Origin of the sequence: Corynebacterium macclintockiae (genome assembly GCF_027570165.1) — a bacterium.
Lineage (GTDB): Bacteria > Actinomycetota > Actinomycetes > Mycobacteriales > Mycobacteriaceae > Corynebacterium > Corynebacterium macclintockiae.
In genome coordinates this window covers 1-484 of record NZ_JAKMUV010000034.1, presented here as the reverse complement: position 1 = coordinate 484, position 484 = coordinate 1, and the positions used below count along the sequence as shown (strand labels likewise).

Below are 484 nucleotides of genomic sequence, written 5' to 3'. Positions count from 1 at the left end.
AGACATCACCCAACAAACCGACTACAACGGCATCGTCACCACCAACACCACCAGCCCCGACGGACTCGTCACTGAGTTGACTACACCAGCGGGAACAACCACCACTACTCGTAACCAGTTGGGACTGACCACCAGCATTGATGATGCGTCCGGCACCACACTGTTTGACTACGATCCCTTCGGCCGCCTGACCAGCATCACTAACCCGGCTGCCACCATCACCTACACCCGCGATACCTACGGCCGAGCCATCGCTGAAACCACCCGCCTGGCCAGTGGCGAAGAAACCCGCCACACTATCGATCTCTCCGCCACGGGCATGGTCACCGGCGAACACCTCACCCTACCTGTTGCTGGCACCATCACCACCGGCTACGGGCGTAACGCAGCCGGTGAGATCACCAGCAGCACCATCACCCAACACACCACCCCCACCGACGGTTCAGCCCTGCGCTTGCCTACCGATGACGCCCCTACTGGTCGC

The 484-nt window shown here is 61.2% G+C and carries 1 protein-coding gene; it reads left to right on the top strand.

Going from position 1 to position 484, the window contains the following annotated elements; all coding sequences use genetic code 11:
* Nucleotides 1–484 (top strand): hypothetical protein (locus L8U58_RS10155; protein WP_269955275.1); only part of this gene is annotated, 484 nt, incomplete at both ends.